General features: G+C 57.0%; 16 protein-coding genes and 1 pseudogene. 9 read left to right on the top strand and 8 right to left on the bottom strand.

Features of this window, described 5'->3' with window-relative positions:
- Positions 1-789: aminotransferase class I/II-fold pyridoxal phosphate-dependent enzyme (locus JCM12178_RS13060; protein ID WP_157054920.1), on the bottom strand; the 789-nt coding region annotated here is incomplete at its 3' end.
- A 155-nt stretch (positions 790-944) separates the two neighbouring features.
- On the opposite strand from JCM12178_RS13060, the gene JCM12178_RS13055 reads away from it, so the two are divergent.
- Entirely contained in the window at positions 945-2501 is a 1557-nt protein-coding gene (locus JCM12178_RS13055) for a DUF3369 domain-containing protein (protein WP_054651942.1), read from the top strand.
- 3 nt (positions 2502-2504) lie between these two features.
- On the opposite strand, the gene JCM12178_RS13050 is transcribed toward JCM12178_RS13055, so the two are convergent.
- From JCM12178_RS13050 to JCM12178_RS13045, 3 genes and pseudogenes are all read right to left on the bottom strand, one after another.
- Positions 2505-3860: a protein kinase domain-containing protein gene (locus JCM12178_RS13050; protein ID WP_054651941.1), complete on the bottom strand. Its 1356-nt coding sequence runs from the start codon at positions 3858-3860 to the stop codon at positions 2505-2507.
- Between the two features lie 889 nt (positions 3861-4749).
- Positions 4750-4917: pseudogene (locus JCM12178_RS21035) on the bottom strand (integrase core domain-containing protein); the annotation flags it as partial.
- An 83-nt stretch (positions 4918-5000) separates the two neighbouring features.
- A complete protein-coding gene (locus tag JCM12178_RS13045; protein WP_054651943.1) occupies positions 5001-6059 on the bottom strand; it encodes a potassium channel family protein in 1059 nt (352 codons plus the stop codon).
- 278 nt (positions 6060-6337) lie between these two features.
- On the opposite strand from JCM12178_RS13045, the gene JCM12178_RS13040 reads away from it, so the two are divergent.
- The 8 genes from JCM12178_RS13040 (at position 6338) to JCM12178_RS13010 (ending at position 16026) form a co-directional block, all read left to right on the top strand.
- Positions 6338-7423: a hypothetical protein gene (locus JCM12178_RS13040; protein ID WP_054651940.1), complete on the top strand. Its 1086-nt coding sequence runs from the start codon at positions 6338-6340 to the stop codon at positions 7421-7423.
- A gap of 20 nt (positions 7424-7443) precedes the next feature.
- A complete protein-coding gene (locus JCM12178_RS13035) occupies positions 7444-11685 on the top strand; it encodes a hypothetical protein (protein WP_054651939.1) in 4242 nt (1413 codons plus the stop codon).
- Between the two features lie 93 nt (positions 11686-11778).
- A complete protein-coding gene (locus JCM12178_RS20330; protein ID WP_054651938.1) occupies positions 11779-12336 on the top strand; it encodes an AIM24 family protein in 558 nt (185 codons plus the stop codon).
- Positions 12327-12626: an AIM24 family protein gene (locus JCM12178_RS20325; RefSeq protein ID WP_157054919.1), complete on the top strand. Its 300-nt coding sequence runs from the start codon at positions 12327-12329 to the stop codon at positions 12624-12626. Before JCM12178_RS20330 ends, JCM12178_RS20325 begins: the two co-directional genes overlap by 10 nt.
- A gap of 46 nt (positions 12627-12672) precedes the next feature.
- On the top strand, positions 12673-12894 hold the full coding sequence (locus JCM12178_RS13020) for a hypothetical protein (RefSeq protein WP_157054918.1): 222 nt from the start codon (positions 12673-12675) through the stop codon (positions 12892-12894).
- 70 nt (positions 12895-12964) lie between these two features.
- The gene (locus JCM12178_RS13015) at positions 12965-14092 is read left to right on the top strand and encodes a hypothetical protein (protein WP_054651935.1); all 1128 of its coding nucleotides are present in this window, start codon (positions 12965-12967) and stop codon (positions 14090-14092) included.
- A gap of 193 nt (positions 14093-14285) precedes the next feature.
- Positions 14286-14753 carry a hypothetical protein gene (locus JCM12178_RS18755; protein WP_172677134.1) on the top strand — a complete coding sequence of 156 codons (468 nt, stop codon included), beginning with the start codon at positions 14286-14288 and terminating at the stop codon, positions 14751-14753.
- A gap of 280 nt (positions 14754-15033) precedes the next feature.
- Complete coding sequence (locus JCM12178_RS13010; RefSeq protein WP_245628769.1) at positions 15034-16026, top strand: tyrosine-type recombinase/integrase; 993 nt, start codon at positions 15034-15036, stop codon at positions 16024-16026.
- Between the two features lie 157 nt (positions 16027-16183).
- Here the strand turns inward: JCM12178_RS13010 and JCM12178_RS19870 are convergent, their stop codons facing one another.
- The 4 genes from JCM12178_RS19870 to JCM12178_RS13000 are packed head-to-tail and all read right to left on the bottom strand — an operon-like array spanning position 16184 to position 19718.
- Entirely contained in the window at positions 16184-16738 is a 555-nt protein-coding gene (locus JCM12178_RS19870) for a multiheme c-type cytochrome (RefSeq protein WP_245628768.1), read from the bottom strand.
- Between the two features lie 14 nt (positions 16739-16752).
- Positions 16753-17079: a hypothetical protein gene (locus JCM12178_RS19865; protein WP_245628767.1), complete on the bottom strand. Its 327-nt coding sequence runs from the start codon at positions 17077-17079 to the stop codon at positions 16753-16755.
- Complete coding sequence (locus tag JCM12178_RS13005; protein WP_245628766.1) at positions 17034-18674, bottom strand: cytochrome ubiquinol oxidase subunit I; 1641 nt, start codon at positions 18672-18674, stop codon at positions 17034-17036. The genes JCM12178_RS19865 and JCM12178_RS13005 overlap by 46 nt, the downstream gene beginning before the upstream one ends.
- A gap of 3 nt (positions 18675-18677) precedes the next feature.
- Positions 18678-19718 (bottom strand): hypothetical protein, encoded by a 1041-nt coding sequence (locus tag JCM12178_RS13000; RefSeq protein WP_054651934.1) that lies wholly within the window; start codon positions 19716-19718, stop codon positions 18678-18680.
- Positions 19719-19842 lie beyond the last annotated feature (124 nt).

Below are 19842 nucleotides of genomic sequence, written 5' to 3'. Positions count from 1 at the left end.
ACGGCGCTGGGCCAGCGTGTTCACGGACCACGGCGGCAGGCGGCGGCGCATCTTGAGGATGGGCTCGGGGTGCGCAAAGGCCAGACCGAGCCGCAGACCAGGGATGGCGTAGAATTTGGTCAGCGAGAGAATGGTGATGACATTGTCCGGCCGCTCCTTGATGAGCCGGTCCGTGTTTTCGGGCATGAATTCGGCAAAGGACTCGTCCACCACGAAGCGGCAGTGCGGGAACATCTCGGCCACTTCACGCAGGTCGTCGGGGTCGAAGTCGAGGCCGGTGGGGTTGTTGGGGCGACAGAGGAAGACCACCGCGGGGTCCTGCATGTGGCTGGCGAGCTTGCCGAAGTCGAGTCTGAAGCCGTTTTCGGCGTTCATGGCCACTTCGCTGACGGGAAGCCCGGCCAGCCGGGCGGCGCGGCGGTAATCCACGTACGCCGGGGAGGGGATGACCGCCTTTCTCACTCCGCCGATGGCGGCCACTGCCTGAATGAGTTCGGACGCGCCGTTGCCCGCGAGCACCTGTGTGGGCCAGACTTTGTAGCGTTCACAGGCGGCCATGATGAGGTCCGTGCAGTCCGGATCAGGATAGGCCGGAATCTCGCGCAGGGCCTGTCCCACCTCCTGCCCCAGCCATGACGGGGGACCGAGGGGGTTCATGTTTGCCGAGAAATCGAGAATCTCTGACGGATCGCATCCGGCGGCCTCGGCAAGGCGTCGCAGGTTGCCGCCGTGCGACTCCTGCTGCTCTTCAAGAATGTCCGGCAGGCCTGCCAGTGTGGTCTGTTTCAACGCGCCCTCCGGCGTTCTCTAGACAATGTTGTGACTTTCAGACTTGTACGACGAAACACGGTTTCTCTCAAGTCTCAATTGGGTGTCGGCGGTCTGGGCAAAAGAATCATTCCCCTTCATGAAAGATATGCTATGGTCAAACCACGGGGGTATCAATGAGCGAAGCGAATGAAGATCGCAATGAAGAATTGATCTTCGCCGAAGAGGACCATGAGGCCGAATCCCGTTCGGCAATGCCGCCGTGGGAGGTGCTCATTGTCGACGACGATCAGTTCGTGCATCAGGTAACCACGCTGGTGCTGAAGGATTTCACTTTTCAGGGGCGCGAGCTGGATTTCATTTCCGCCTACTCGGGCCGCGAGGCCATGCGTATTCTTGAGGAGCGCGACGACGTGGCGCTTGTCCTTCTTGATGTGGTCATGGAGGAGGCCGACTCCGGCCTCAAGGTGGCGCGCTGGATTCGCGAGGACCACAATGACCATTTCGTGCGGATCATCCTGCGTACCGGGCAGCCGGGACAGGCCCCGGAAAACGAGGTCATCACCCGCTACGACATCAATGACTACAAGGAAAAGACCGAGCTGACCACCCAGAAGCTCTTTTCCGCAGTGACCACGGCGCTTCGCTCCTATGCCGACCTACAGTCCATCGAACGCAACCGCAAAGGGCTGGAGATGGTCATCAGGTCCACGGCAGACCTCTTCCGCCACAAGTCTCTTTCCCATTTTGCCAGCGGGGTGCTCACCCAGCTCGTTTCCGTGCTGGGACAGACCAGCGACAGCCTCATGGTGCGCGCATCCGGGCTGGCCGCGTCCCGCCGCGAGGGAGCGCTCAGGGTCATCGCTTCGACAGGCCGTTTTGCCGGACTCGAAGGCCATGAGGTTTCCGATCACGACTGTCCCGATGGTTTTGATGTCATTGAGGATGCGCTCAGGCGGCAGGAGTCCATCTTCCGGGACCGAACGTATGTGGGGTACTTCCGCACCGTGCGCGGCTCGGAAAACATCATTTACCTGTGCGGCGATCACGACTTCGGGGAAATGGACCGCGACCTGATCCGCTTGTTCGCTTCCAATATCGGGGTGGCGTTCGACAATCTCGACTTGAACGACGAGATCAGCGAAACGCAGCGGGAGCTTCTCTTCACCCTCGGCGAAGTGGTGGAGAGCCGATCTCGCGAGACTGCCAATCACGTTCGCCGCGTGGCGGAATACTCGGCGCTGCTCGGCAGGTTCAGCGGGATGGATGTGGAGTCGGTTGAACTGCTCAGGCAGGCCGCTCCCATGCACGATCTCGGCAAAATCGGCATCCCGGACGACATCCTGCTCAAGCCCGAAAAGCTGACGGACGAGGAGTTCGAGACCATCAAGGAGCACGCCGCCATCGGCCATCAGATTCTCAAGGGCTCCGAACGCGCCCTGACCAAGGAGGCGGCAAGGATTGCCCTGACGCATCACGAAAAATGGGACGGAAGCGGCTATCCGCAAGGCCTGTCAGGCACAGAGATTCCACTCTCAGGCCGCATCGCCGCCGTGGCCGACGTGTTCGATGCCCTCGCCTGCAAGCGGGTCTACAAGGATCCGTGGGACACCGAGAGCATTCTCGATTTCATCCGGGGCCAGAGCGGGAAGCATTTTGATCCCGACCTCGTGGACCTGCTCTTCGACAATCTCGACGAGTTCCTCGAAATCAAGCGGCAGTATCCCGAATAGCCTTTATCCGGCCACGCCCCGGGCGTGCAGCAGGCAGGTGCGGTCCGCGTGACCCACAAAACCCATGCGCGCGTCCGCAAACCAATTTGCCGTGAACGACTTGCGGTCCGCGCTCCACAGCCGTGAACGGTCCGAGTCGAACACCGTCACCTGACAGAATTCCCCCGGCTCCGTGCTGCCGGTGAAGAGCGTGACCAACTCGTCCACCGTGGGCAGCCGCCAGTCCGTGCGGCCGCCGAACGCCTCGTCGTTAAGCCGCTGAACATGCGTCTTCGCCCCCTCGTAGTCCACAGGGTAGCGAGAGCCGGAGCGCTCCCAGACCAGCCCGGCCCCGGCGTCCTCGATGATGCCGTTCACTTCCTCGAAACAGCCACACCCGTATGTGTCCGGCCGCCACAGCTCATCCAGTCCGAAACGCTCGCGGGCCCCGCGCACGCCGACTTTTATCGGCTCTGCACGCAGCCTCTCCCCGCGCTTGTGTCGCGGCACGGAATCAGGATCAAAATAGGAGCAGACCTCGTCGCGTTTCTCGGCCCATGCCGAGGCCAGTCCGTCGAGTTCCGCGATCATGCTGCCCGCGTCCGGAAACCGGTCGATTCGGTCATGGGCAAGGGCACGGGCAAAGAAATCGTCCCAGAGCGGGTCGAGGTCCGGGTGTACGTGGGAAATGACCGTCCCTCGCCCACCCTCGTTGGGCAGCAGACCTGTGAGCATCCTGAACAGGGTCACACCAACAGAAAACAGGTCGGCGCGAGCATCCGCCGCTTCGGGGTCGGCCTCCTGCTCCGGCGCGGTATAATACGGCGAACCAACCACCATGCCCTTGTGCCGGGTAACGGACTCGCCGCGCAGCTTGCTCAGCCCGAAGTCGATGAGCTTGGCCTCGCTGCGTCCCCTCAACCCCTCGGCCAACATGACGTTGAACGGCTTCACGTCCCGATGCACGATGCCCGCATAATGCAGCCTGTCCAGCCCCAACAGAATCTGCCGGGCCGCGGAAAGCGACGCCTCCACGCCCATGCGCCGCGACGGTGCCTCCACCTCGTACGTCTCGCCCATGAGCAGCCCGAGGTTGTTGCAATAATATTCCATCACGAAATACGGCGGCACGTCCGCCCCCCCCTCAAAGACGTCAAATACCGAGGTCACATGCGGGTGCCGGATGCGGGCCATGGTCACGGCCTCACGCAAGAACGCCGTCCGGATGCTCTCCTTGCCCATGATGTCCTCAAGAATCTCCGTGGGCCGACAGACCTTCAAAGCCACCATGCGGCCCGTCACCGGCATGGCCGCCTTGTACACCGCGCCCATGCCGCCACGACCCAGTAAACCACGTATCTCGTATTTTCCTATGTGCATGAAACGGAATCTACGAGATACCTCCGCCCGAGTCCAGTGCGCGGGGTGATGCCTCCGGCGGCCCTCCGGGGGCGCCTTCAGCGGGACCAAAGGGGATAATCCCCTTTGGAATCCTTGGGTTGCCATCTGGAGCGGGGCGTGCGGTGAAATGCACTTCGTGACATTCCCCCGCACGCCCCGCTCCAGATGGCGGGACTTGGCCGGTTCGGTTTCTTCTCGGGGAAGGAGAATGAAAGAGAAAAGGAGACGTTGGAGCCTTCTCGCGGAGCCAAGGCCCTAGTGAAGACAAGGCTTCAGTGATGTCCGTTCGCAGAATTATTAGAACGCGTTGCAAGCATCAATGCAGCCTTGCATGATCAAAAACCATACCTCCGCCCAAGCCGACCAACGTCCTTGTCCGGAATTGTATTCAACAGCGTGGGCAACGCCCAACCAAAAGCTTTTGCGGAAAGGAGAGGGGATGGAGAGTCTGAGAGGAAGGGGAGAGGAAAACCGCTTTTGCCAAAAAGGTTCACCGCATTTCTTAAACGCCAGTTACTGTCAACTTCTTCAATGATGGCAGGAACTTCTTTTGGGTGCCTTTGGCCGAAAAACGGCATCTTTGGTTAATATATGAGCAGAGTTCACACATGTTTTCCCACACAGTTGCTCCTTGGCAAGTTGTGACGAATTCAGGAGGATTGTACCGGCGTGAAAAGCAAAAAAGAAAACATGATCTCGATCGTTTGCATGATTTCAATGCGTTGGAGTCGATGTCAATCGTATGGAAGTATCATTTGACAGGATTGAAGACACGTGGAGAGACAGGAATGCTGGACCTCCCCCGTATACGTCTCATCAGGATTATCATCCCATTCCCATGGGGAAAGTAGAGCCTATGCCACCTCGGTTAGCCTCGGTTTAATGGGCAAAAAAGCAAATGGGGTCGTTCGTTATTGTAGGGCCAGAACCACTTGGTGACGTAATCCTGAGCTTCTTTGATGCTTTCAAGCGAGAATTGACAAACCCAATCATATTGTACAGTCGTGCTGAAACATACGACAAATGCGTTTTGCTGCGGTTTTCCAGATGAATGTACTCAAAATCTCATTATGGTCTGCCCAATCCTGAAGCCGATGGCTGATATTCGTGCCTTGCTGCTCAGGGAGTCGTGCCGTGATGCAAACCCTCGCTGACCCCGAACAGTTGCTTCAAGGGGGCGACGGCTCTGCCGGAAGTCATCATGACAAGGTAATCGCCGGGCAGGACCTCCACGTCTGCCGAAGGCAGTTTCATGAGCTCGCGGCCTCCCTCGATGGGTCGGCTGAGGGCTATGCACAGGACATTCAGTGTATCACGGAGGTCACTGAACACTTCCCCGTATGATTTCTTTGCATACCGGCATGACTCGGTGATGAGGTATTGCTGGATGTCATAGTCGTTATGCCCGGTTGCTGAGGCGAGCAAGTCCTCGTTGAACCGCGCCACGCTGGGTTCGAATATGTAGCTGGCAACGATTTTGGACGCCACCTCATTGCGCGAGATGGTGAAATGGACACCTGCACTTTCAAATGTTTCCTTGAGTTCGGCGTTGTCCAGCGTGACCACGAAGGAGAGCTGCGGGTATTCTTTCTTGGCGTTGAGGATGAACACCAAGTTTGTCGTGTCGTCACCAAGGCAAGGCATCAGGGAGGAGGCCTTGGCCGCATTGGCCTTGTTCAGGCAGTCCCTGCAGTTGAAGTCGGAAAAAATCGCGAAAACCTGATGCCGCTCGAAATGGTCCCTGATGACGTCGATGTCGGTCTTGTCGTTGGCTATCACGCAGGCCTGCTTTCCTGCGTTGACCAGTTGTGTGACGACACCCTGTGAAAAGTCATTCCAGCCGACGATAATCACGTGCCCGGTGAAGTCCGTGCCATCCAAACCCATTTTATGCCTCTCTGCTAAAGCCTGAAAGTGTTCGGTCAGTTTGCCTACGAAATAGCCGAGTACGCCGAGACTGGCGAAAACAAGGGTCAACGAGACCACTCTTCCCATTACGGTGGTAGGGTATGTGTCGCCATATCCGATGGTGGTGAGGGTCGCCAGAGAATACCAGAAGGCGTCGGCAAGCGTCTTGATGTTGGCGCCTTCCGCCGGGGCTTCGAAAAAGTATACGGCAAGGACCGTCGCCAGGTATCCGGCAAGAAAGACAATTGCAAAGGAACCGCGCAGTTTCATGACAACCCAGCTTGCAATATGGAAACCGATGACTTCACGGCAGGAAAGCCGAAGAAGTCGGCCTGATCGGACTCGGGGTGCTCCGACGCCCCCCGGCATGATGGCTACTTTGCCTATGACACATTGCAGGAATTTATCCAAGCCCATGATACTCTGAAGTCTCCATATTGACCCGAAAGCAATATCAGGTACGATTACTGTAACTCGCAGGTTTCTCTGCTCCGTTTATTCCTGTTCTCCTGCAACTGCCATGAATTATACTCTTTTCAGGCAATGCCATGCTGGAATTTTTGCGTCGTCTCATTGCTTTGTCGCTTATTCTCTTCGGAGGAGCGCTTTTTCTGTGGCCAGGAAGCAAGGTGGTCGTGCTCAAGGTTGCCGACTTTGAGCGAGCGTATGCCGAACATGCAAGGTGGAAGGGAGATGAGGCCATGCCATATGAGGCGTTCCGGTCTTCGCACACGGATGGCAGGCGACAGGAGGTGTCGGGCAAAGAGTGGGAAGACCTTGTGCAAGCGCTGCAATCCCCTGCCTCCCACACGCAAATGGCTGCCCGTCAATTTGGTTATTTCAGAGACATGTTCGTGTTCCACGCTGACGAACAGCCTGTCTCCACCCTTAAGCGGCTCCCTCTTCACGGGTATCTTTCCATTAACAACGGGAAGTACTGGCTGACGCTGCGACACGATTATCCGCAGGAGTTCGACGGACTGCCACGCCCGTACTGGCGCCCGTTCAAGTGGTACGGCCTTGCGCTGGTTGCGCTTGGGGCGCTCACGTACATCATCATCCCACGGAAAAAAAGGTCACCCGGAGACATCCGGTATCCCAAGGGCCGTTCGATCATCGCGCCAGATGTTCTCGGCCTGTTTTTCACGCCTGTCACGGTGTTGCTGCCCTGCCTTGTCGTTTGGTCCACATCTCCGGGGACATCGATTTTTTCTGTGGACCGGGGATGGATATGGCTGACATTCGCTTTTTGGTTGCTTGCCGCATGCGGGGTGGCGTTTCTACTGGTCGGTTTCAAATACAGCAGGCTTGCCTACCGGATCGCTCCGGACGGGCTGCATGAGCTTCGAGGGACACGTGACATGTTTTTCCCATGGGATGAGATTGATTATTTCCAATCATACGAAAGCAAACTTTCCTCAAGGCTCGGCTGGCTGCTTCTTCTTTTCGGGCGCTCATTCTCTTCTGCCGGTCTGGGACTTGTTATGCTGCGCAACAACGAGGTGGGCATCAAGGTTTACCGCAGAAACGGCGAGGCCATGACAATCATGGCTAACGAACTGTCACGTTTTTATGAATTGGAACAAGCCCTGAAGGCCAACGGCGTTAAAAGAAAACGGAAACAGTCAACGTAAAAAAACGTTTGGAGTCTGAGATGCATAAACACACCCTGCATCGTTGTATCCTCTTGGCCTTCTTGCTTATTCTGATCGTCCCTGATGCTGCTTTCACCAAGGAAGTCACATGGGGAGATTTTGTCGTTGCTCTTCCGGGCATATGGGAGCAGGAGCCTGCAGACCCGGATGCGCCAGACAGTCTTCTGTTGAGCGCCCGTGAGAACGGTTTGACCGCTATTCTGGAGTTGGACCGGGAACAGATGCCTGAAATGAGCGAAGCAGACTATCGCGAATGGCTCAACGGGTATGTTGAGCGGTGGAAATCTTCCAGTTTCAAAAACACCCGGTTTTTTCGGAACGGCCCGCACGCAGTCCTCGGAGTGGAAGAGTGTCCGTATGTGGTTGGCGAAAACAAAGGGTTGCTCGTATACAACTACCTTCCTTTCAGGGATGGGCGGGTACGCATTATCATGGCTGCGGTCGAAGCCAGCCATGGCAAGGACACTCCTCCCTCCTTCGTGACTCAGGCCCTCTCTTCGGTCCGCATGAAAGGTGACCCTGTAAAAGCCGGGAAGCAGAACGAAGAATCTTCATCATTCGGTGGATTCATGTCCGGCCTGTTCAACGAGGCTGAAGAAACCGTCAATGAGGTCATGAAATCGGATGAAATGCAGAGCGCGACTTCGGAGATGGGCAAGTTGTGGGAGGCGACCAAGGAGAAATCTGCGGAGGTCGCCAAGTCCGAAAAGGTGCAGCAGGCAAAGAAAGCAGCCGAGGAGTTGTGGGAAGAAAGCAAAAAGCAGACTGCCGCACTGATGGGTAAAAAGCAGGAATCGAAAGCCGAATCCTCTTCAGGTGAAACACCTTCACAGAACACCGATGATGATGCCGAAGTCTCGATGCCCATGGCGGTTCCGGCCCCGATGCCCGGTGTGCGCGAAGTCATGGTCAACGTGCCCGCCGTTCAGCCAGCCCCCTTTATTGATCTCAATACGATTACAGCCGCGCAGTGGGATGGCGCTGTCTCGGCCGCCATGGAAGGCATGCGGCTCATTTACGGTGACATGACCTCGGACGAGGAGGCTCGTTTTCAGGAGAAATGGAGTGTCCTGCGGCAGTATCCCCATCAGGAAGTGGTGGATTATCTCAATGAGTTCAACCCGCTGTTAGCGGAGCTTTTGTCTCTTCGCAGTACGGTCAATACGACAGCCGGGCTGCTTGAACAGGCCATGGTCCATGCGTATTGGGCTGCCGAGATTGATGATCCGCATCAGGTGGTCCAGTACACATCCCTTGCCGAGCAATACAGCAATCTGCTGGTGGCGCAGAAAAAACGCATGGATCGCGTGGTGGATAAGCTTGTCGCTCTCGGGAAGGTCCCGGATGGCGCCGCGCTGATGCTCAAGAACCAGCAGGAGTACATGCGTCAGTTGAACTACCTGCGCAACCTGAGGGCAAAGCGCAGCGATCCGGAAGGCGAATGGATTGGGTACGTTCACTACCCGGACGGTGTGCCAATGCTGAAGGGTGTCAAGTACGATCCCATCCACTTTTATATCTATTCAGCCGGTGAACCGAAGCAGTATTTCGGGTTCATGCTGGACGCAGACGAGTATGAGGAGAAGGAGTTCGACTCCATTGACATCATGCCGTTGCAGGAATTCAACCTCTTGCCACACTTCAAGGGTGATTCCATCGAATACCACAAAAAAGGCGAAGATTTTGAGTTCACCATAAAAGCCGTCCGCTACACCGGCGGCCCAATGCCGGTTTTCCCCCAAGTCTCTCCGGAAGTGTACATCAAGGCTTTGAACCTGCGGAAGGAAGAGACCCGGCGGGTTCTCGAAACCATTCAAAAAGGAGGCTCGAAGGAGCCCCTGAAGGGCGTGGTTTCGGTAACAATGACCGGCCTCATAAAAGGAGAGGTGGAGGATCGCCTGAGGCATTATCAGCTTCGGCAGGCGTTCCACCAAGCCTGTGTGGCCTTTGACAAGGACCCGGATTACAAAAAAAGCGATGTGGTTCAGTCCGCCAACCTTTTTGACAGTCTTGTGGCGGGGCATGAAATCGAAAAGATCGAACTGCCCGGAGATAAGAAAAAGAAAACCGAAACCGTTGCTGATGCGGCTGCCCGCACCCCTGATGGCAAGGTGAAGCTCCATATGGTGGATGACAAGACGCCCGAGGAGCGGCGCGAGATAGACTGGGAAGCCATCAACGAGCGGCAGGCGAACATTGCCATCTGGGCCAAAATGATGGAACGCACCGAAAAGGAAATGGAGGAGACCACCGATCCGAAGCGGAAAGCGGACCTCATGCGAACGTTGCTTGGACAGCGTGCAGACATACAGGCCGAGCAGGATCGTATTGCCACGCTCAAGACCGGAACTATCGTGCATACGCGTTCCGAGTGGGACAACTACGCCCAAGCCCAGTTCATCCAGAAGATCGCCGAAGACCAGCAGCGCTACGACAAGATCACCCTCTCGCTGCGAAGAGCGCAGAAGATGGCCGACAACCTCCCGCCTGACAAGGCCGACGAGGTGAGGCGAATCTTGAAGATCGGCTATGAGAATCCGGAAGTGCTTGGGAAAGGTAACACCAAACAGGCGTCCAAAGTGCTTGGTATGGTCTACGAGGTTGCCAACGAGCACTGGAGCAAGGAGCTTGCTCAGGCCAATTCGGACGCCTACTGGGCAAACGTGGGCCTTAAGACCGCAGAGTACACCAAGACCGCCGCCGACTATTCGCTCATGGCTGCATCCCTCTACGGCGGACCGCACGTTAACACCGTATACCAAGGCATCACCGGCTACATCGAAGGTGGCCCGCAGGAATCATTCCTCAGGCTTGCCGGCTCCTACAACAAGCTCACAGGCGTTCTTGTGGACGGGTATCGCGGCATGGATGTGGCAGTGAAAAAGGGTGGTGGATATCTGGAAATCATGCATCACGCCAGTTGGGAAGTAGCCAAAGGCATGTTCATGGACATGGCTATGGCGGGCATCGCAGGCCGCATTCACGCAGGCAGGGCCGGGGGCAAGGCCCCTGATGGCAGCACAAGGGTTGCGGACGCCGGTTCCGCCCCAAAAGCGGGCAAGGCCGGGGACGCCCCCTCTGTGGTCAAAGGCAAGGCCAAAGCAGGCAAGTCGGTGCCGGATGACGGTTTTAATCGTGCCATCACCGATGCGGACATGAAGCCGTATCGTCAGGAGGTCGCAGAAGCCCGGGTCAAGGTGAAGTCCTACAAGAAAAAGTATCAGGAGTTGGAGCGTGCCCGTCAGGAAAACGCACCGCCCGAAAAAATCAAGAAACTCGAAAGCGAGTTGGAGGATCGCGCTGCAGCCATCCACGAATCGGCACCGGCCAAGATGATGATGAAAACCCACGAACGCAGTCGGAAGAACCGCAAGATGACGGAATCCTTTGTGGACTCCATGGACCGGGTTCATTCGAAGACGCAGCGGCGGTTTGAGGAAATCATGGCCGGGCAGGGATACAGGAAGGAGCTCATGGAGCCGATTCGCAACGCAGACAGCGGCAAGACCGTGAACACGGACTACGATAACGCGCGCAAGGTCCAGTATGACGGCGACGGCAAGCCCATTCCACCCATGAAAAACGGCAAGCCCGTTGCCGAAATCGTGTGGATGCATGACGCTCAGCGCGCCTGGAATCAAGCCTATCGCGACACCACCGGCCGCAGCCCCGAGATGTCATGGGAAACCGTGACGACATCCAAGCATGCCGAAGCCTACGTTGATAAAAACGTCATCATGAAGCGAAGCGACACTGAAATTGCACAGGCCAAAGCCAAGGCTCGCAAGGAAGGCAGGCCCCTTCAGACAACGGACAAGATCACCGGGATAGTCAACAACGTTGAAGCCAAGGGCGGCATTCTGGAGGCAAACAAGGCGTGGGCTGGGCAGACGGCCGATGTCAATAAGTTCAAGGCCGACCATCTGCGAGGCTCGCCGGAGTTCGGGAAAGTTCAGAAGTACATCGAAATATCCCGATCGACCTCCAAGGAATGCAACAAGCGGTTGCTTCCGCTGCTGGAGTCGAAAATGCCGCCGAAAAAGGATGTGAAGAACTACAACGCGTGGCTCAAGCACAAGTACTACTGGACCAAGGTCAACAAGATACTTGGCGATGTGGGCAGTGGTCGCATGGACCCCATGACGGGAGACCGGAAGCTGCGGCTGCTGACTGGCGGCAAGAGCTCGCTGGAAGTGACGCACGACCTGCGGACGTTGATGGAATCGTTGATTAAAATGTAGCCGGACCTGACTCGACAGGGTGAGTGACGCGCCAGAATCGGCAACCGACCCATAACCATGGAGGAGTATATGTCTCTAAGAGGGAAATTCGAGGTGACTGCATCCAAGACGGCTTCGGATGGCACCGTTTTCGAGGTTCTGGAGCTTCAGGAGTTGAAGGCCTACTGGAATACGTCGGCAGCCGAGCGCCTCTACTTTGCCAACAAGACGGGCATGAAGGCCAAGATGGTCCGTATCCGCATTGAGAATTCCAAAATCCGTTTGGAGCCGGGGGCGCTCTACTTCATGCAGGGCAATCTGGAAATGAAGACCAGCAGCGGCGGCGGCATGATGAAAGGGCTGCTTCGCAAAACGCTTAGCGGGGAGACATTCTGGGTCAACGAAATCAGCGGCACCGGTGATATCTATCTGGAGCCGACCTTCGGCCACTATTTCCTGCACGACATAGGCGGTCTCGAGGGCGGTGTGATCGTCGACAAGGGGTTCTTCTATGCAGGGAGCGGGGATCTCGACATTTCTATCTGCAAGCAGAAGAAGATATCCGCCGGATTCTTCGGTGGAAAAGGGTTTTTTCAAACCAAGATATCCGGCATCGGCATTGCGTGGTTCTTTCTCCTGTGCCTCTGGACGAGGTCGAAATCATGGACTTAAGTGGTGGCAAACTGAGCGTGGACGGACCGTTTGCCTTCATGCGCTCTGAAAACGTCGAGTTTGCAGTGCAGAAGTCAAGCAAGTCCTGGTTCTCGACGTCGGTTTCAGGGGAAGGGTTCCTTCATACGTATTCCGGCTCCGGCAAAGTCTGGATGGCCCCGACGCAGTCCATCTACGAAAGGCTTACATACGTTCCCGTTGGCATGGGAGCGGCCGGCGGACGAGGTGGCGGCGGAGGCGGAGACGAAGATGACGGGGACTACGACTATGACGATGGAGATGACGATTAAACCGCTCTGGCCGTCAAGGCCCAACACATAGTAAATATGGAGGGGTGTGATGGATAACATTTTGGGACTCGTAATCATCGTTGCCGTTTTGTTTCTGTTCTTCAAGTTCGGCGGAAAGAAAAAAACCATCCGTCTGGGAGGCAAGAAACGCCGCGGCAAAAAGGGGCGTCGGGGCGGCGGAGGAGGCTCTCGAAGCAATCGGGACGAAGACTATGACAGCGACGATGCTGATGATGGCGGTGACGACAGTGGCGGTGATGACGATTAGGCTGTAATCCGAACAACGAAGGCCGGGCCTGTACCGATCGGCGCTGGCTCGGTCTTTTTCTGGAGTTTTCATGAAACGCGTGGCGTTATTGCTGGTGCTGTTCATCATGCTTGCCGGGCCAGCTTCGGCATCGCCCCTCGAAGGGCTCTGGGGCGACGTGCATCCGCTTTTGTCCGAGGCCGTAGCTGAACTCGAAGCCAGAGGGTCTGTGGTGGACTCCTCTTGGAACCCCTTCACCGAGGACAAGGAAAGCGTGGACGAGGACATCAACGACCTGCTTGATGAATGCATAGAAATACTGGGCATCTCCGACATGGCAAAAATAAAAGCCGCCATTGGTGAGCTTCAAAATGATTCCCAGCGGTGCCGCAGGAAAGTGGCCGAGCTCCAGACCGAGCGGCTTGCAGCACCGAAAACGGTCAAAAAATGGGAGCTCTGGAAGAGCGATGTCGATTCCATTGACGAAGAGATCGTTGCACTGAGAGCCCGTGACAAGGACAATCAGCGGCGAGTGAGCGAACTGGTCGACCGATTGGTGGCAGAGATGCGCAAGCTTGGCATGAACATCAACCGTGAACAGGTCGAGACACTTGTATACAGCGTCACCGGAGACGACGACGTGCGCATGGTCTCTGTTTTCAATAACGTACAAATAATAACAATGGAGCTCCAAAGGCTTACGGCTGAAGCCGGTGAAGAGATCGAAATGGCCAAGCGGTATTACGGCATGCACACCCTGCTTCTTCGCATCCTGCTCAATTTGTACCAGCAGTACGAACACAGGATTGGCGAGATTTATTTGGTCAGGATCGACGAGATAGTGGAGCGTCAGGAGGACCTGATCGACCAGACAGAGGACAAGCTATCCGATGAGCCTGAGAAATTCCGCAAGATATACGAAGCCAACCTGAGGGCCCAGAAACTGACCAGAGATACGGCCCTTCTTTATGCGGATTACCTTAAGAACAACCGGGAACGCATTGTGTCTGCCCGTGAAAAGGTTGGCGATGAATACGAGGCGGCCCTCAACACCTACGAGACTGTTCAGGGCGCGCACGACCTGATTTCGCTCATGCGAAACGCCAATGCCATGCTTGAAGGCGTGTCGAGTTTGCAGACCCCAGAACTGATGGTTTTCCAGAACGCCGAGATGAAAACGGAGTTCATGAACATTTCTGAAAAACTAAGAGCGGGTTGACGCCCGGGGCCGTCATTGTGGGTCAGGAAAAGAAAACAGCGTCTTGCAACATAGTTGCAAGACGCTGTTTCTCATGCGGATTCCTACAGGAAGTTTAGTTGCTCGCTGAGGAGTATCATATGTTAACAGTTTGTTTTTATGAAGTTTTCTAGCTAACCGTTTAAAGCGTAAATGGTCCTCGACCTACCGGCGCTTGAAACGGCACGGGAAAGGTGTTTCGATCAAGGCAGAACCTCTTCAGGGCATCTGCCCGAAAAGGCTTGACCAAATCGATGTCCGTGCCATTCTGTGGGCAGTCGAAGGGCGACGAAAAATAATCAGCAAAAAGACGGGTCCGCGACTGGAATTTGCCGAAAGTGACGTGGTATGGAAATCCATAAACCTTGGTACAAAGGAGGCACTACCACCGATCTGGTCGTCATCAGTTCGTGATGGAATCCGAACTAATGAGACGTACGAAGCCTACGGCTTCAACGCTTACCGCCGTTTTTCCGAAACAAACGGCATCCTTTCCAAAACAAACGCCGGTTCAACACAACCCCATCGCCCGATAAACCGCAGGACCTATGCGCCTGCAGTTGCCAAAGTCCCCGACGGTCACATTTCTGCTTTTCAGGCAGACGCAAGACGTATGCGCTTGCGTGGTGACACCCCCTATTGAATGGACATATCCGAGAGAATCTTCTTTCGCTGGGAACAGGGCATTCATTTATCCCGCTTTGTGCGTTGTGTGGCAGATTCTGCCTCGGGTGGCCCTCTTTGGGCTGCTTGGCCCCCATGAAGTGAGACGATACCATCGTGCTGCTTCCGGGAAGGGGCTGTGCCAAATGATTCCGGTGGGGTATCGGTACGACTTCACGGTGAAGGGCAAGCGGTACACGAAGGCATGGTTTCGGACCAAGGCCGAGGCAAAGGCGGCGGAAAAGGCAAGACGGCAACAAGTGGCCGAGCAGATGAAGCAGGCTCCAGAAACCGACATGGGCTTCTTGGACCTGATGAACCTGCGTCTTGATTACCTTACGGCCCATGGCTATTCGCAGAATTACTATGAGGCCACACGGTATGTCGCCAGAAGGGCGCTCAAGGAATGGGGCAACATTCCCTGCCATGAAATCACCCCGTTGCTTGCAGAGAAGTTTCTCATCAAGCGCAAGACCGAAAGCGAAGGCCTTGGGGTCAACGATGACTTGGCAAAGCTGAGGGCAACCTTTTCGTGGGCCAAGGAACGTGGAAGGCGTTACGTGAGCTCCAATCCGTTTGAAGCCATGAAACCTTTCCCCAACAAGAATGCCAAAAAGGACAAGCGCACCCCCACACCGGATGAGTTGGACAGGGTCATCGAAGCAGCTGCCCCTGCCAATCGGCCGTACCTGTGGGTGGTCCGAGAGACCATGGCCCGAAGCGTGGAAGTCAATCGACTCACGTGGGATCGAGTGCACTTCGAAGAGCAATACGTCGAATTGCAAACTTTCAAAAATCGTGGTCGCAATGCCATGTTCCGAAAGGTTGCCATGACCCAAAAGCTCTTTGAAGTCCTGTCCGAACTGTACGAGCAACGTGACCCGGAAAAACCTTGGGTGTTTTGGCATTCCTATGTACCGAAAAACACTAAGAAGCGGGTTGAAGGGCCGTACAAGAAGGGTCGAAGAAGTATGCTGAAAGCGGCATGCAAGAATGCAGGTGTGGAGTATTTCACGCTTCACCGGATCAGGGCTTCGGGCGCGTCCCTAATGGATGAAATGGATGTGCCGTTGTCCTCAATACAGCGCATTCTGGGCCATGGGGACAGACGAAGCACGGAAATCTATTTGGAGCAGATGCGTGAAGTCCAGCGTGAAGCCATCGACGTGTTCGAACAGGCAAGCAGAACCTTCCAGAAATCCTCACATGAAAACCCACACCGCAAAAAACCGCTTGTGAGGAAAGCATCGTAACTAATTGAAAACATGAAGGGAAGGCGGAAAGGCACACATGAGTGCAGCTTTTTTGCCAAAAAGGGGTTTTCCTCTCCCCTTCCTCTCAGCCGCCGGAGGCCCAAAAAAAGGCGGTCGCCGAGGGGCGACCGCCTTTTGGTGTTGTGTGTCGTTACAGCTATTCCACGCCCATGCCGGGGTGGTGTGCCGGGTAGTCCATTTCCATGTCGTGGCAGACGGCGCAGTTGCCGCCGCCGATGGTGCGGACGTCGTCCATGTACTGGAGCGGTTGGATGTTGTCGGTGTCGCTGATGGCGGGATAGATGGCGTGCGGGGCGCTGTGGCAGGCGGCGCACGGGACCATGCCGGTATCGTCGACGTTCAGCCGGTAGAGGGAAGCTTCTTCCTCGTTCCAGTTGTTGGGCGCGTTGAGTTCATAGGGTGCCTCGAAGTTTTCGTGACAGGCAGTGCAGCTCGGTTCCTGCGTCCACGGACGGCGCGGTGTCACTTCTTCGCCCGGTGCGAGGATTCGCAGGTATTTGTCAGACTGTTCTTTGCCTTCGTCCTTTTCGGAGAGGAGCAGGGAGGAGGCGTGTGTGGTCATGTCGCCGTGACAGTCGTCGCATTCCAGTGCGGCGTCGGCGTGGAAGCCGCGATACATGGGTGTTTCGTGGCAGAAGGTGCAGGCGTCCTGTCCGCGATCCTTCAGGTACACGGCATGGAAGCCGTGCATGGCTGCCGAGAGGTTCAGGCGTTCGGGGTTGCCGTTTTCGCCGAGGTCCGGGTCGCGTGACAGGACGCGCAGTCCACGGTCTCGCCGGATTCGGCCTTGGCGGCCAGTTTGGTGCGGTTCATGCGGTCATGGACTTTGAGGATGTCCATGGCCGTGTTTTCGGAGAGTCCGGCCTGATCGTCTTCGTGTTTCCAGCCGCCGCCGTGGCAGTTGTTGCAGCCCATGCGGGTGCCGACGGGCAGCACGGCCTTGGTTTCGGCAAGGACCGTGCCGTCGGCGTCCGTGGCGGTGACGGTCATGGCGGGATACGGGTCGTATCCGGATTCGGTGTAGGGCAGCATCTTGATCCTTCGGCGCGGAGGGTACCCTCGTCGTTGGCGGCCATGTCGTCGGAGAGCTCAGGGAAGCCGTCCGGGGCCGTGAAGCTCACGGTGACGTCCTCGGTGATCTTTTCGGGGAAGCCGCCGCGCAGGAGCAGCATGGCGTTCAGGTTCTGTCCGGCGGGCCGCAGTCTGATGGCCTTGGTGTCCGTCGCGAACCGCAGGCCTTTGTCGGCCCATGCGAGCAGCACGTATTCGGCCTCGTCCGGGTCGTATTCGGGAATCTCGGCATCGCCCGGTTCGGCCATGGCCAGCTCTCCGGCCTCGCGACCGTGCAGGTCCCGGATGACGTAGGCCGCCAGCGCGGCGCGTTCATCACCGGTACCCGCAAAGGGCGGCATGTAGCGGTTCAGTTTGCCCATGCCCGCGAGGAAGGCGTCGAAACCGGCCTCGGTGTATTTTGCGGACTTGGGCATGATGTCGTTGAGGGGACCGTTTATTGCGTGGCAGGAGGCGCATTGCAACTGATACAGCCAGCGTCCGGCCTCCAGTTCGTTGTCTTCGGTCACTTCGCGGAGGTCTTCGGGCACCCATTTGGCGGCCTTGAGCATCCCGGCTTCGTTGATGGTGTCCATGTCGCCGGGGGCGATGCCGTTGGAGTAGAGGTAGCCCCAGATAATGTACGGCTTGCGTGCGGCCTCGCGCACGGACTCGAAGCTGCCGGTCAGGCCGAGGCCCAGCAGCATGATGGCGAGCGCCAGCGGAAAGCCCACGCTTTTGGGCATCCTGATGCCGAGCGCCAGACCGCCAACGAGCACGGCGGGGCCGAATATCCAGAAGCTGTCCATGAACCACGCCACGCGGGCGGACTCCTGCATGGCGAGCTCGTATTGGGCTGCGGGCAGGGCCATGATGTACCACCAGCCCGTGGGTAGTGCGGTGACAAGGCCGATGAGCGTCCAGACGGCGCAGGTCCTGACGATGCGGCCGCGGGCCTCCTCGTCATCGATGCGCGTTCCGGTCACGAAGCCGAACAGCCCGGCCAGCATCACGCACAGCGCGGTGCGGAAGAAGAGCTGCGGCCAGAAGGTCGGGTTGAAGAATCCGTCCCAGAAATACCGCGTCTCCAGCCAGTCGCCGGGGGTCAGCATGAAGCCGATGATGCCGTTGATCATGAACAGCGACATCCAGCCGAAGAAGAAATAAAGCCAGCCCACGGCCATGTGCTTGCCCGCGTCAAGGCGGTCCCAGCCGTAGAAATAGACCAATAGCGAGACGATCTCCGCAAGGAAGAAGACCCACTCCGTGGCCCACGCGAAAAGAAACTGATGAATGAGCGTCAGTGCGCCGCCGGGGGCCAGTAGGGCGATGGAAAACCAGATGGCCACGCCGGTGACAGCCCCGAAGACCATGGTCAGCAGCAGGAAGAATTTTGAGTGTTTTCGTACGTAATCCAGCATGGGCTGCGAGCCGGATTTCCGGGCCATGCGTTCCGTCACCACGAGGAAGAGGCCGCCGCCCACCGCGAACTGGGCCACGAATACGTGGACGGTGGAGATGAGCGCAACCCAGAAGCCGCCGCCGAGAGTCGTCAGTTGCCAGACGGGATATTCCATGGGTTAGGCCTCCTTCCGCGAATTCAGGAACAGGCGGATCATCCATGCGATGACCAGCAGGCCGAGCGCCAGCGTGACAAAGAACATCACCATCGGTGAATATTGCCCCGTGACCTCGAGGTCCTGTACAGAAAAATACGGCTCAAGCATGAGCTTTCGCAGCATGTGGCGCGTCACGGCCATGGCCAGCACGGTCAGCGCGGCCCAGATTGCCCCGTTCCGGACGTTTTTCACTGCGGTCGCATGAACAATCAGCCCGGCCAGAATGACAGATACAACCAGCGCGCCTGTTGCCATTGCGTTGCCGCCCATGAATGCCAACAACACCTGCCTCGGCAGCGCGATCAGGAACCAGAGGCCGAACGCCATGTTTATGAGAGTGCCGTTCATCAGCCACTTGAGGCCGATGCGCTCAAAATCCTCCCGACCTTTCCAGCGGCCTACAACAGCCACCGTAGCTCCGCCGATGGCCAGCGCGCCGGTCATGAAATGCAGAAATCGCGGAAACAGCGTGGCGTCGCTGAGGTTCAGGATGCTCCTGCCGCCGTTCTCCAGATACCCGGCCCAGTGCTCCGGAACCAGCATCAGCGTCATGTTGTTCACGAACATGAACGCCACGTACAGCATGCTCAGGAGCCCAAGCCCAAGAAACACCCGCCGGAGCCCGTTGAGCGTCGCATACTTGAAGTCCCAGATATAAAAGGAATAGTAAGCCACCAAGAGCGCCGGGATGGTCAAGAGCCACCAGCCGCCCATCAGAATGGTTCCCGGATAGTCGAAATGCCCGTAGTTCACCTGCAGGAACAACAGCGGCGCGACCCCGAAGTTGATGGTCAGCGCCAGCATGGTGGGCAGTTTTTTGGACATCTGCTTCGAAAGCGGCTCGCCCGGGCCCGCCGAATGCACCAGCGCAATGGCCCCGCCGCCGAACACCGCGTTCATCAGCAGAATGTGGGCCCAGAAGCCCAGAATGAGAAGGCCGTCAAATAGCGCCCATGTCACAGGGATGGGCTGCGCGGCCGGTATCAGTGCCGTCGGATTCATGGCTGTACCTCCAGAGGTATGCATATTAGCCATAAATTTTGCTTGATGTCACCCAGCAAACGATATTCATAATACGGCACCGCTTGCCTTTCCATAGCAAAGGGGTACAGACTTGTCGCGAAGA

It is taken from the genome of Salidesulfovibrio brasiliensis JCM 12178 (assembly GCF_001311825.1).
Lineage (GTDB): Bacteria > Desulfobacterota > Desulfovibrionia > Desulfovibrionales > Desulfovibrionaceae > Pseudodesulfovibrio > Pseudodesulfovibrio brasiliensis.
Note: the sequence above shows the minus strand (reverse complement) of the source record. Positions and strands in the feature narration are given on the sequence as shown.